A 12,538-nucleotide genomic window follows, 5' to 3' on the forward strand; every position below is an offset into this window, starting at 1 on the left:
TACAGGTATAAGACCATGAAACGTTCTCTCAGGTATCCAATCGGAATCTTCACCGTACTTTTCTCGGTTCTTTTTTTTAAAAGTCCGATCGATTCCCGTCAAAAACCGGAACTTCTGAAAAACCTAGATTACAACAATCAATCCGTAAAACGTCTCAGAGAGGATGTGAAAAATAATCTGAAAGTATCCGTTTCCAATTTGGAAAGATCGGAACTCACTTCTCTCGAATTCTATCGTTACGTGGTCAAAAAAGAGGACAACTTCTTCAAGATCATGGCCCGAACCGGAATGGACATCGACACGATCTCCTCGATCAACAGCCTTTCTTCTCCGTATGACATTTATCCCGGAATGGAACTTTTGATTCCGAACATGCGCGGCGTTTACGATTCGGATGAAAGGGAGAATTCTCCATCCGTTCAGAAAAAACTTTCCAAAAAATACAATCTCGCGGAGAAATTTATTTCCTTCGACGAAGGCAAAGGTTTCTGGTTTATCCCCGGCAAGGGACTTCCAAAAGAAGAACGATCCTTCTTTTACGGAATGGCTTTCTATCGCCCCTTAGGTGAAGAAGGAATCGTCTCTTCTCGTTTCGGAAAAAGAAAAGATCCTTTTACGAGAAAGGAAACCTTTCACGGTGGATTGGATATCGCCGCCGACGAAGGAACTCCGGTTTACGCTTCTGCGGACGGAGAAGTTTCCTTTTCGGATAAGAAGGGCGGCTACGGAAACTTAATCGTCATCGGTCATCGACTCGGTTATGAAACTTTATACGGACATCTGAGTTCTATCTCCGTACGTCCCGGTGAAAAAGTCCGCAAGGGTCAGAAGATCGGAGAAGTCGGTCAAACCGGAAGAGCCACCGGAAATCATTTGCACTTCGAGGTCAGAAGATTCAATCAAAGACAAAGACCGGTCTTTAAAGATCATGCTTAAAAAAATCTCCCTCTTTATCGTTGTATTCATTTCGATTTCTGCGATCTTCCTCGGCTTTTTATTTTTGCGCTCAAGCAAGAACACGGAAGAATATTTAGCCGATTCTCCCTTTGATCCGGGTAAGAATAATTTTCTCTTGGAATCCGAATGGATTCATAAGGAAAGTCTAAACCAACCTTACGGAATCGCGATCGACACTTCCGGTTACGTTTATACCGGAACCGTGGATCGTAAAATCGTAAGAATCAGAACCAACGAAAAAGTCGAAACGTTCGCGACCGTTGAAGGAAGACCCTTGGGAATGGTTTTTGATTCCGCGGGAAATCTTTTGGTTTGTGTGGAGGAAGTGGGAATCGTAGAAATCCGCAAAGACGGATCTCAAAAGATTCTCGTTTCCAAACTTCCGGACGAAACTACATTACGTTTTCCTCATGCGATCGACGTGACCAAAAACGGAAGAATCTTCTTCACCGTTTCCAGCAAATCTCATTCGCTTAAGAATTCCTTTTTAGAGGAACTTTCCTCCACACCCGAGGGAATGATTCTCGTATTCGATAAGAATCTGAATTCATTAGAAATTTTGAATGAAGATTTGTTTTATCCCACGGGCTTAGCGCTTTCATCCAACGAACAATTCCTTCTCGTATCCGAACCGTTCCGTCACAGAGTCTCTTCGGTTCCGTTATTCGGTCCTAAAAAGGGAGTAGAAAAATTCTTTCTTACGAACATTCCGGGACTTCCCGCTTTGATTTCCGGAAAGGGCGGTTCTTTTTGGATCGGAGTTCCGTATCATAGAAACGAAATTTTGGATAAGGTCCAGGAATATCCGGAGATCAAAAATCTTCTCACCGGTTTACCCGGTTTTCTTTTTGCGAGAAACACTCCGAGAGGTTTGGTCTTTGCGTTGAACGATTTCGGGGATATAACCGCGAACTATCAGGATTTTTCGGGTTCTTCGATCGGCGGAATCACCGCCGTTTTGAATCACGGCGGGAATATCTACTTAGTTTCCTCGACTATCGGAAAAATCGCAAAGATGAGACCTATAGTCGAAGAAATTCAGTTTTTCTAATATTCGAGAAGTTTAACTCGGGGCGCGTCGTTCCAGACCGCGCCGCGGATTCTTACATAGATCCTAATGTTTCTCTGAATCTTTCAAGAGGGAATCGGTTTACGAAATCTCCGAATTTTTCCCCCTCATTTCCTTCGTTTTTCCAGAGAACAAAAGCCTTTTCAAGCTGGTTCGGAATTTCAGCAAACGGAACTTTTTTAGCAACGTATTCCCCGACTTTGGTTCCTTCCGAATCCGCTCCGAAGAATATGGAATACTTTCCACCCGCCATCTGACCTACGATTCCGACTTCCGCTGAATATGGTCTTGCACATCCGTTCGGACATCCGGTCATACGGATCACGGGAGCTCTGTCGCTCAATCCGAGCTTGTCTAAAACTTTTTGAATTCCGTTTAGAAGTTCCGGAAAGGATCTTTCGGATTCGGTCAAAGCCAACGCGCAAGTTGGAAGCGCGGGACAAGCAAGAGCGCGATCAAAAAGAGGGGAAGGGCTTTCCCAAGCTACATTCAATTCTTTTAATCTACTTTCGATTTTTTCGCGATCGGACTTTTGAACTCCGATCAGAATCAAATCCTGATCCGCAGTTACCTGAACGCCAAGTTTATAAACTCCGATGATTTCTCTAAGAGCTGATTTCAAAGGTTTTCCGGGAAAGTCTTTGATTCTTCCCGCAAGCGTGTGGAAACCTAGAGACAAGGTTCCGTCCACTCTTTCTTTCCAACCTAAGTAAGAAGGTGTTTCCCAATTTGGAAGAGGTTTGTTTACGTCGAGTTTGACATTGGAACGGGACTCGACTTCGGAACGAAACCACTCCACACCTTTGTCCGCGAGAACATATTTCAAACGAGCGTGTTTACGATTCGTTCTATCACCGAAATCGCGGTGAGCCGTTACGATCGCTTCTGCAACCGGGATCAAAGCGTTCTCAGGAATCCAACCGAGCAAGCTCGCCGCACGCGCGAATGTTTCGGGTTTATTGTGAGTCATCCCAAAACCGCCGCCCGCAAACACGAAATATCCGTCGATCTTGCTTCCATCGGCGGAAAGAGTCGCCGCAAAACCCATGTCGTTTGCGTAAAGATCCACGGTGTTATTTCCTGCAAGAGTCACAGCGATTTTAAACTTTCTAGGAAGATATGTTTTTCCGTAAATCGGATCCTCGTCGTCCTTGTTGAGTTGTTTATCGCCTAACCATACTTCGGCGTAAGCGTTCGTCTTATACTTAAAATGATCGGATAAAACCTGGGAAACTCCGTCGAGAAGTTGAAGTTCGCTTTTTCCGAGAGGGTTTACCGCTTGAGTTACGTTACGCACAACGTCACCGCAAGCTCCCATGCTGGAAAGATTCACTTCGTGAATCGCCTTCATCACGTCGCGTAGATGAAAGATTCTCAATGTATGAAGCTGAACCGATTGTCTCGTTGTTAAGCGAATCGCTCCGCCCCCGAACTTATCTCCCAAAGCGTCCCAAACCAAGTATTGTTCGGCGGTAAGTCTTCCTCCCGGAATTCTTCCCCGAATCATAAAGCTGGTCGGAGCTTCGATATCGTTTCCGTTTTCGTCTTTCTTACGATCTCTATCCTTTTGCTGATAAAGCCCGTGAAACTTAAGAAGTTGTTTCTCGTCCTCTTCGTAGGAATCGATGTTCTGATCGATCCCTTCGGCGATTTTTCCCCTGAGGTTGTTCGAGTTCAGTTTTATTTCTTCAACGGGTGATAGTTCTTTTGTTTCTGACATAGCCTGGATCTTTTCCTTTTCGGTTTATGATTTCGTTATATTCTAAATTCTTTTTGAAGAATCGTTCGGGATTTTGAAATAATTCTCTTTAAGAGTCTGTAACAGATCCTTGAGAACCTTTCTTCTTTTTTCGGGATCGGGTAATATAGATTTCAATTCTTTTCGGATGAGCATCAAATCCTGAAACTCGTCTTCGTGTTCGTCCGGGATCAATTCTTCCAATGTCGTTTTAACGATTCCGGAAAGTCCCGCAAAACTTCCTTCCGTGGAAATCGCAACTCGAATCGGGCCTCGATCTAAAACGGCCGCCGAATAAAAATCGCAGTTGGAAGGATCGTCCGCACAATTGATCCATATCTTCCAAGAATGCGCGTAATCGCTGAGTCTTCGATTCAAATCGGAATCGTTGGTTGCGGAAAAAACGAGGGCCCTTCCTTGAAGATCCGAAAATTCAACGGATCTGTATTCCGTTTTGATTTCGGGATGTTGTTCCAAAATCCGAGCGACTTCACCGCAGGTTTCCAACGCGATCAACGTTATCTTTGCGCCGGACTCGATCAGATGAGGAAGTTTTTCAAGAGCGACTTTTCCGCCGCCGATCAACAGAATATTCTTATTTTCTAAATTCAAAAAGGCGGGGTATTTTCGAATCATTCTTCCCCTCCTTCAATTTCGGAGGAGGTTTGCGCGAAACGGGTCTTTTCCAAAAACTGAACGACCTTTCCGATATAGATAATTCCGGGACCTTTCGTCTTTTTTTCAAAATAAGAATCGGCCGCTTCCTTCAACGTGCAGGTTTGAACATTACAATTTTCTAAAGAAGCATTTTCGACAAGCGCAACGGGCAAGTCTGCGGGACTTCCGTGTTTTAAAAGAAGATCCGCGATCTTCGGAAGAGAAGAAGTTCCCATAAAAAGCGCGATCGTTCCCTTAAACTTGGAAAACCATTCCCAATCGGTCGCTTCGTTCAGAACGGTGTGACCGTCCATAATCAAAACCTGACGAGACAATCCTCTATGGGTCAGGGGAAATCCCGCAAAGGAAGAACCCGCGTTCAAGGAACTGACTCCCGGAACGATTTCGTATTCTACATTATGATTGATTAATGCGATTAATTCTTCGCCGCCCCTTCCGAAAACAAAAGGATCTCCGCCTTTCAGACGGACCACATTCTTCCCTTGAAGAGCGTAGGAAAGAATCAGCTCGTTGATCTCTTCCTGAGTCGCGGAGTGAGCGCCGGATCGTTTGCCCACGTAGTGAACGATCGCGTCTTTTGGAAAAATCTCCAGAAAAGAAGGATCCAAAAGCGCGTCATATAAGATGACTTCCGCTTTGTTAAGAATGCGATACGCACGCAAAGTCAGATCTTCCGGATTTCCCGGACCCGCGCCGACAAGATATACCTTGCCGGGGCGAAGATCTTTTTTTGCGTCAGCGTTTAACATCGATTAGGCTCCGACTCCGGTGATCATTCCCGCGCCGACGGTGGAATTGGTTCCTTCGTCCACGAGAATAAAACTTCCGGTCGAACGATTGAGTCGATATTCGTCGAAGCTTACTGGTTTTGCGGTGCGAATTTTGATCTTTCCGATTTCGTTTAACGTAAGACCTTTGGAAGCGTCTTGTTTTTCATGAGTATCGGGCGCGACCTTAAATTCGATTTCTTTTACGATGGCCTTTACCGAATTCGTGGTTTGACGCAGAAGATATTTATTTCCGGATAAAAGAGCTTTGGAATCCATCCAACAGATATTCGCTTCCAAGTCCTGAGAAACGACCGGAAGATTTTCGGACTTCACGATCATATCGCCGCGGGAAATGTCGATCTCGTCCTTCAAACGGATCGTTACGGACATAGGCGGGAATGCTTCTTCCACTTCTCCGCTAAAAGTATCGATTGCTTCGATGGAACTGGTAAAACCGCTCGGAAGAACGGTGATCGAATCGCCTTTTTTAAAAATACCGCTACGAACCTGACCGGCATAACCTCTATAATCGTGATGTTCGTCCGAAAGCGGTCGAATCACGTATTGAACCGGGAAACGAGCGTCGTCTATGTTCTCGTCGCTTTCGATATAAACTTCTTCGAGATGATTCAACAACGTACGTCCGTCGTACCAGGAAAGGTTTTCGGACTTATCGACTACGTTGTCTCCGTTGAGCGCGCTGATCGGAATAAATTCAATATCCTTAATATCCAATCTTGAAGCGAAGTTCAAATACTCCGCTTTGATTTCTTCGTAACGAGCTTGGGAGAATTCAACCAAGTCCATCTTATTGATACAAACGACAAGGTGAGGAATTCTAAGCATCGAAGTGATGTAAGAATGACGGTAGGTTTGTTCGATTACACCCTTACGAGCGTCGATGAGAATGATCGCCAAATTAGAGTTAGACGCACCCGTAACCATGTTCCGAGTATATTGAACGTGTCCCGGAGCGTCGGCGATGATGAACTTCCGTTTCGGAGTCGAAAAATACTTATAAGCCACGTCGATCGTGATCCCTTGTTCTCTTTCGGCCTTGAGACCGTCGGTAAGAAGAGCGAGGTTGATCTGACCGTTATTGCCGCGACCGGTTTTTTCGATCGCTTCGAGTTGATCCTCGAAGATCGATTTGCTATCGTAAAGAAGTCTTCCGATCAAAGTGGACTTTCCGTCGTCCACACTTCCGGCGGTGATAAAACGTAATAAATCCATCAGAAGTATCCTCCTCTTTTTCTGTCTTCCATAGCGGCTTCGGAACGTTTGTCGTCGAGTCTGGAACCTCTTTCCGTAGTCCGAGTCGTTTGGATTTCGAGGATGATATCGTCTATGTTATCCGCTTGAGAATCCACCGCCGCAGTACAAGTCATATCTCCTACGGTGCGGAAACGAACGATCTTGTCTTCCACGCGATCATTCGAGTCGATCGTGATGAATTTCGAAACAGGAAAGAGAAGATTCTCGCGATAGATGATTTCTCTTTTATGAGAAAAATATAAGGAAGGAAGTGCGATGTTTTCCTTACGAATGTATTCCCAAACGTCAAGTTCGGTCCAATTGGAAATCGGGAAAACGCGAACATTCTCCCCCGGACCGATTTTACCGTTATAAATATTCCAAAGTTCCGGTCTTTGCAGTTTCGGATCCCATTGACCGAATTCATCGCGAACGGAAAAGACGCGTTCTTTTGCTCTAGCTTTTTCTTCGTCTCTGCGAGCGCCTCCGATACAAGCGTCGAATTTGAATTCTGCGATCGTATCCAAAAGTGTCACGGTTTGAATTCCGTTTCTGCTCGGGAACTTTCCTTTTTCTTCTACGGCTTTCCCTTGATCGATGGAATCTTGAACGTAACGAACGATCAACTTCTCGCCGATTTTGGAAGCGAGTTCGTCTCTGAAATCAAGCGCTTCTTGAAAGTTATGACCCGTATCGATGTGAACCAAAGGAAACGGAAATTTCCCGGGACGAAACGCCTTCAACGCAAGATGAACAAGCGTGATCGAATCTTTCCCGCCTGAAAAAAGAAGAGCGGGTCTTTCAAACTGAGACGCGGTTTCTCGAAGAATATAAATCGATTCCGCTTCCAGTTGTTCGAGATGTGTAAGTCTAGATCTATTCATAGTTGAATTCATATTGCTCTTTTAGGGCCGGCTTTTTGACGGACCAACTTGCCGTCCACTACGTGAAGTCCGCATTCTTGATTGGATTCTTCCCACCACCATCTTCCTGCGCGAATGTCTTCGCCGGGTTGAATAGCTCTTGTGCAAGGAGCGCATCCGATGGAAGGAAATCCTTTCTTATGAAGCACGTTAGTCGGAATCCGATACGTATCGATGTAGTCCTGAGTTTTTTCCAAGGACCAATCCAAAATCGGATGATACTTTAAAATGTTTCGGGAAGAATCGAGTTCCACTTTTGTAAGTTCATGTCTGGAATCCGATTGTTCCGACCGGATTCCGGTGATCCAAAGTTTTGTTCCGACAAGGGCGCGGTTCAAAGGTTCGACTTTACGAATGTAACAACATTCTTTTCTGTTCTCAACTGAATCGTAAAAGCTGTCGGGACCTTTTGTATTGATGAGATTTTGAATCGCGGTCGTTTCCGGAAAATACGTTTCGATTTTTTTACCGTAACTTGCGTTGGTAAGTTTATGAAGGTCGTAAGTCTCGTTGAAAAGACGACCCGTGTCCAAAGTAAAAACTCTAATTTTAAGATTTCGGGAGAATATAACGTGAGTAATGACTTGGTCTTCCAGACCCAAGCTCGTGGAGAAAGCCGCAGTTTCCCCGTACTCGTTGCTGATCCATTCTAAAGCGTCTTCCAGGTTCAAAGGCGCAAGTTTTTGTTCCAACTCTTGCGGGTTCATGTTCGTGATAATCTAAGTCTTGAATTGGAGGCTTACGCATCCACCTTGATTTTATTATTTATCCAAGAAATAGTCCAGATTTAAGAAAAAGTGGAGCTATTTATTTGCCAAAGTTCTATATATTGGATTTTTTGTAAACTATATTTGATATAGAGTCTTGTCAGACGGCATTTTCTCAGTCTTACTGGAAATTTGACGATTCCATTTGAGATTTTTTGAATTTGTAGGAACTGCAACAAATCCGAATCGGACGTTCGCGAAAGCAAACGGGGAAGAATCGGTTCTTTTAGAAATTTGTGGGAACTCTTACAACCCCCTACTTATGTCCTGAAAAATGTAGGATCTCATACAAAACCCAGAAAAATCATCCTACCTCGGAAAGAATTGAAACTTTTACTCGATCCCGATCCAATCGCATTTCCAATGGAAATCATCAAAATCCTAAAAGGATTTTTCAGAAAGAAACTGAAAATCTACATTCTCCTTTTCGGATTTTACGGAAGCCTTTTTCTAATCCTATTTTTAAACGAAGAATTCGGATTTCCACTTCTCACATCCAAAACGTTTTCGATCAAAGCCATCTCGTCCTGCGTGTTGTATGGAATTCCAATGTTCCTATTCTACATTCAACTTTCTGAAAGAAGAAAGAATCGATTCAAAAAACAAAAACTGATCGGCTTTCTTTTCGTTTTTTGGATTTGTATGATCGTATTACACTTACAGAAACTTCCTTTCGAAAATTTTCTCATCTATCTTCCGAGAGAATGGATTTTTTGGACCTGGAGAATCTCTCAACAACTGATTCACGCGCTTCCTCTGCTCGTTATACCATTGTTATACAATTTTTATAGAAACAAAACGAATCCGATTCCGTTTGAAACAAAAAAGAATCCGTCCTACGTTCCGATTCTTATTTTAGGTTTATTAATCGCGGGGATCGGTTCTATGGTTCCCGGCTTTCAAGAATTCTATCCAAGAGCTCCGCTTACAAACGAAGAATTGATCTATAAGGCGACCTGGTACACAACTCTGGGATTTGAAATCTTCTACTTAAGTACATTCTACTTTACGGAATTCTTTTTTAGAAAGTTTACGATTCGATATTTGAGCGAAGCCGGAAAATATCACGCGGTCGGTATGAGCGCTTTGATTTACGGAATGGTCCACTTTGAAAAACCGAGAGGAGAAATTCTCAGTTCTTTTTTCGGCGGCTTGCTTATGGGCGCACTCAGCATAAGAACACATTCCATCAAAGGCGGACTTTACGCTCATATCGCGCTCGCGGCCGGAATGGAAATTTTTACGGGAATTTATCTTTGGAAACAACTGCTGTGATTCGGCTCATCCAATTCATCGAATGAATTTCACGATACAAGCGCCTCGAATCGGAAAAGAAATGACTTCCTTGGAAAACTTAGATTCTCTTTCGGAAGAATTTTTATAAGATCCGCCCTCGATTTCTTCGCAAGTTTTCGCGACTAAAAACCAATCCGGTCGTAATTTCGAAGATAAAGTTGTTTGGGAAGAATCAGCATTCAGAAATTCTAATTCCTCTTTTTTCCGTTTCTCCCGAACTTCCTGACGATTTTCAAAGCCGGCGCGATAAAAAGAAAGGGTCACATCGGGTCGGTTGTGATGTTCCAGGGGAAGTTGATTCCACAAAATCGAAGGACGATTTACGGATTTCTGAAACACTTCTTCGGCGTCATCGGCGGTAAAAAACAAACTTCGATCCACGCCTGAAAAACAAAGATTCGTCCTTTCCCAAAGCGAATGATTGTACCAAGACCAATGACCCAAAGTGAACATTAAAAATATAGAATATAATGAAACCGAAAAGATCCGATTTTTCTCGGCAAAGAATTCTTCGTAACAAAACAAAACGATCGCAATCGACAAAGCGGGATATAAATGATAGATATGTCTCGGTTGATGATTCGGGGTCATCAAGGTTAGACCAAAAATGGAAATCAAAACGGATAAAAATATAAAAAAGGAAGCCGTGATCCTCTTTGTTTGTTTATAACGAAACGTTCCGAATAAAATTCCTAAAATCAAAGCGATACAAAGAATCCAACCGCCGAACGGCGCGTAAGAAGAATTCTCCACAATCTCGTAAAAATAAGTAAGACTAAAAATCGAATCGTCGCCTTGACCCGGGAACAAACCGGCGCCTTGCGCGTGTTGAATCGTACTGCTCGAACTTGAAAAACGATCGGGATGCAACAACACCCAAGAACCGATGGGGAGAATCACATACGTCCAAAAATTTTTCCATACGAAAAGACTTCCGTCCGAAGAAAGGATTTCTTTCGAAGGGCTTTCACTGTCGTCGTCCGCGGGTTTCAATGTATAAAAAATCTTCCAAAGTGTAACGCTGATGCTGATCCAAAAAATAAGAGCGCCCGCATATCTTAAAAATGCCTTGGACTTACCGGGCAACGTTTCTTTGGAAAGAACAAACGAAAGAATCACGAATACGATCGAAATAAAAATCGGAATCAAGGACAACGAAAGTCGACTCTTAAAAGGTTTCTCATTTTGGGAAAAAAAATCGTTTTGAAACAATCCATACGAATTCAATATTTTGAATATTATGTTTTTTGTTTCTCCAAAACGAAAAACGGCTAAAAACAAACATCCGAAGAAGATAAAAATATAGCCGTACGGATATTTGGTGTGAAACAAAAGATTCACGCTGATACATAAAAACCAAGGCGAGTAAGAATTCTTCCCTTCGACGGAACTACGTTGTAATTCCCAGAAAGAAAGAATCGCGGGCAGATAAAAAAGACCTCCTTGAATTTCCAACATTCCCGAAAACGAATAGTGCATAAACCCGGGGTTTTGCAATAAACCGGCCCAGATCGGCGGAAACAAAAACAAAGGAACGATCCGATTTTTCGATTCGTTAAACCGAAATAGAATCCAAGGAACGATCAAAAACAAAACGATCAATTCGGCGAACGTAAAAAGCGAAACCGGAGTTCCTCCTGCGCCGAAAACCAAAACGATCAAAGCTTCCGGAAAATTTCTAAGCACGGGCCAAGTGGGAGAATCGAAGGTCAGTCGTAAAACGGTGATCGGATCGAAAGATCGAAACGCTTCCGCAAGCCGAATCGATGTGATCAATCTTGCGTCCGGGTCCCAGGTTAAAAAGTTTTGATTGGGACAAAAGGATATAAATTTCAAATAAAGCTTATGGAAATAGATTCCTAAAATAACGAGTTGCGGTAAAAAAAGTCCCAGAAAAAATAAAAGGGAAGAGCGGGTGTTATCAAAAAATCGCATGATCTCTCAGATGAATCAGTACAACTTCTTTCGACTCAAGGTCAATCTTCTAATCGGAATCCGTTTTTTATTCCCGCTTTTTTTCGCATTCTCTTTACACGCGGACGAAAGACCGTTCACGTTTCCGAAAGACCATTCCTTTCATCCGGAACACAAAGTGGAATGGTGTTACTTCGTCGGAATCATACAATCTTCCGAAGGAAAAAAATACGGATACGAACTGAGTTTTTTTAAGGGAGTTTTCGGAAAAAACAGGGAGGCGTTTCCGGTTCATTTTGCGATCTCGGATTTGGAAACGAAAAAACACGTCACGGCGCAAACCGTAGAACGTAAGTTAGGCGGAATGGCGGGATACGATTCCAAAAAAATCTTCAGCGGCGATTTCATTCTGCACATAGAAGGCAAATCCAAGTTCCATCTTGTGGCAAAGACGAAACATTCTCCCGAACTTTCTTTGGATTTATTTTTAAGCGGAAAAGAATCGGACCTACTCTTGCACGGAGATCGAGGCAGATCGATCAAGAGTAGAAAGAATCCGGATTTCTATTCTTATTATTACAGCATCCCCGGACTTTCCACGAAGGGTGAAATCACCTTAAACGGAAAAAAAATCAAAATCGAAAACGGAAGTTCTTGGATGGATCACGAATGGAGTAGCCCCTTCGGTTCCACGCGACAAGCCGAACTTTCCGACAGTTCCAATTCTTGGGATTGGATCTGCATTCAACTCGAAGACGGAAGCAATATCATGGTTTTTAATTTTCGAGAATCGCCCGAATCTATTTCTGAAAGTTTCGGAACACTTAGTTTATCATCGGGGCAAAAAACGATCTTTGAGAAAGAGGGAGAAGTGAATTTCGTTCATGATTCTTCCTTTTGGAAAAGCGAGAAGACGAATAAAAAATATCCGCTCGTTTGGAATCTGGGCCTCAAATCATCGCAAAAAGAATCCGAACTTCAACTTATCATCGAACCGTTTTTTGAAGATCAAGAATTCGATTCAAGACCCACAACCGGATTCAGTTATTGGGAAGGAGCCGTAAAGGTCCGCGGAACACGCGCCGGTAAAACGGTTCAAGGAACCGGGTATTTAGAATTGAAGGGAAATCGAAATTGAATTTTAAGAACGATTCGATTCAATTCTCTTAACA

Annotated in this window: 11 protein-coding genes; 4 read left to right on the plus strand and 7 right to left on the minus strand. The window is 43.2% G+C overall.

Annotation, left to right across the window (positions count from 1 at the left end; translation table 11 throughout):
• Nucleotides 1-15: 15 nt before the first annotated feature.
• Nucleotides 16-936: a LysM peptidoglycan-binding domain-containing M23 family metallopeptidase gene (locus CH367_RS15350; protein ID WP_100763387.1), complete on the plus strand. Its 921-nt coding sequence runs from the start codon at nucleotides 16-18 to the stop codon at nucleotides 934-936.
• Nucleotides 929-2,008 (plus strand): SMP-30/gluconolactonase/LRE family protein, encoded by a 1,080-nt coding sequence (locus tag CH367_RS15355; protein WP_100763388.1) that lies wholly within the window; start codon nucleotides 929-931, stop codon nucleotides 2,006-2,008. The genes CH367_RS15350 and CH367_RS15355 overlap by 8 nt, the downstream gene beginning before the upstream one ends.
• A 52-nt stretch (nucleotides 2,009-2,060) precedes the next feature.
• Here the strand turns inward: CH367_RS15355 and CH367_RS15360 are convergent, their stop codons facing one another.
• The 6 genes from CH367_RS15360 to CH367_RS15385 are packed head-to-tail and all read right to left on the minus strand — an operon-like array spanning nucleotide 2,061 to nucleotide 8,096.
• A complete protein-coding gene (locus CH367_RS15360) occupies nucleotides 2,061-3,746 on the minus strand; it encodes an NADPH-dependent assimilatory sulfite reductase hemoprotein subunit (RefSeq protein ID WP_100763389.1) in 1,686 nt (561 codons plus the stop codon).
• A 42-nt stretch (nucleotides 3,747-3,788) separates the two neighbouring features.
• A complete protein-coding gene (locus tag CH367_RS15365) occupies nucleotides 3,789-4,400 on the minus strand; it encodes a precorrin-2 dehydrogenase/sirohydrochlorin ferrochelatase family protein (RefSeq protein ID WP_100763390.1) in 612 nt (203 codons plus the stop codon).
• Nucleotides 4,397-5,191, minus strand: coding sequence for a uroporphyrinogen-III C-methyltransferase (gene cobA / locus CH367_RS15370; protein WP_100763391.1), 795 nt, complete (start codon nucleotides 5,189-5,191; stop codon nucleotides 4,397-4,399). The genes CH367_RS15365 and cobA overlap by 4 nt, the downstream gene beginning before the upstream one ends.
• A 3-nt stretch (nucleotides 5,192-5,194) precedes the next feature.
• A complete protein-coding gene (locus CH367_RS15375) occupies nucleotides 5,195-6,445 on the minus strand; it encodes a sulfate adenylyltransferase subunit 1 (protein ID WP_100763392.1) in 1,251 nt (416 codons plus the stop codon).
• A complete protein-coding gene (gene cysD / locus CH367_RS15380; RefSeq protein ID WP_165783309.1) occupies nucleotides 6,445-7,350 on the minus strand; it encodes a sulfate adenylyltransferase subunit CysD in 906 nt (301 codons plus the stop codon). The genes CH367_RS15375 and cysD overlap by 1 nt, the downstream gene beginning before the upstream one ends.
• A gap of 8 nt (nucleotides 7,351-7,358) precedes the next feature.
• On the minus strand, nucleotides 7,359-8,096 hold the full coding sequence (locus CH367_RS15385) for a phosphoadenylyl-sulfate reductase (protein WP_100763394.1): 738 nt from the start codon (nucleotides 8,094-8,096) through the stop codon (nucleotides 7,359-7,361).
• Nucleotides 8,097-8,519: 423 nt separating this feature from the next.
• On the opposite strand from CH367_RS15385, the gene CH367_RS15390 reads away from it, so the two are divergent.
• On the plus strand, nucleotides 8,520-9,431 hold the full coding sequence (locus CH367_RS15390; protein ID WP_100763596.1) for a CPBP family intramembrane glutamic endopeptidase: 912 nt from the start codon (nucleotides 8,520-8,522) through the stop codon (nucleotides 9,429-9,431).
• 15 nt (nucleotides 9,432-9,446) lie between these two features.
• On the opposite strand, the gene CH367_RS15395 is transcribed toward CH367_RS15390, so the two are convergent.
• A complete protein-coding gene (locus tag CH367_RS15395; RefSeq protein ID WP_100763395.1) occupies nucleotides 9,447-11,387 on the minus strand; it encodes a hypothetical protein in 1,941 nt (646 codons plus the stop codon).
• Here CH367_RS15395 and CH367_RS15400 point away from each other — a divergent pair.
• Entirely contained in the window at nucleotides 11,386-12,504 is a 1,119-nt protein-coding gene (locus tag CH367_RS15400) for a lipocalin-like domain-containing protein (RefSeq protein ID WP_100763396.1), read from the plus strand. The genes CH367_RS15395 and CH367_RS15400 overlap by 2 nt on opposite strands.
• The last annotated feature ends 34 nt before the right edge of the window (nucleotides 12,505-12,538 follow it).

Origin of the sequence: Leptospira barantonii, from assembly GCF_002811925.1 — a bacterium.
Lineage (GTDB): Bacteria > Spirochaetota > Leptospiria > Leptospirales > Leptospiraceae > Leptospira > Leptospira barantonii.

Excerpts from the sequence above, each read along its gene's own strand:
- CH367_RS15360 (WP_100763389.1), bottom strand. The coding sequence starts at position 3,746 with ATGTCAGAAACAAAAGAACTATCACCCGTTGAAGAAATAAAACTGAAC.
- CH367_RS15395 (WP_100763395.1), bottom strand. The coding sequence starts at position 11,387 with ATGCGATTTTTTGATAACACCCGCTCTTCCCTTTTATTTTTTCTGGGA.
- CH367_RS15390 (WP_100763596.1), top strand. The coding sequence starts at position 8,520 with ATGGAAATCATCAAAATCCTAAAAGGATTTTTCAGAAAGAAACTGAAA.
- CH367_RS15365 (WP_100763390.1), bottom strand. The coding sequence starts at position 4,400 with ATGATTCGAAAATACCCCGCCTTTTTGAATTTAGAAAATAAGAATATT.
- CH367_RS15375 (WP_100763392.1), bottom strand. The coding sequence starts at position 6,445 with ATGGATTTATTACGTTTTATCACCGCCGGAAGTGTGGACGACGGAAAG.
- CH367_RS15355 (WP_100763388.1), top strand. The coding sequence starts at position 929 with ATGCTTAAAAAAATCTCCCTCTTTATCGTTGTATTCATTTCGATTTCT.
- CH367_RS15350 (WP_100763387.1), top strand. The coding sequence starts at position 16 with ATGAAACGTTCTCTCAGGTATCCAATCGGAATCTTCACCGTACTTTTC.
- CH367_RS15385 (WP_100763394.1), bottom strand. The coding sequence starts at position 8,096 with ATGAACCCGCAAGAGTTGGAACAAAAACTTGCGCCTTTGAACCTGGAA.
- cysD (WP_165783309.1), bottom strand. The coding sequence starts at position 7,350 with ATGAATAGATCTAGACTTACACATCTCGAACAACTGGAAGCGGAATCG.
- cobA (WP_100763391.1), bottom strand. The coding sequence starts at position 5,191 with ATGTTAAACGCTGACGCAAAAAAAGATCTTCGCCCCGGCAAGGTATAT.
- CH367_RS15400 (WP_100763396.1), top strand. The coding sequence starts at position 11,386 with ATGATCTCTCAGATGAATCAGTACAACTTCTTTCGACTCAAGGTCAAT.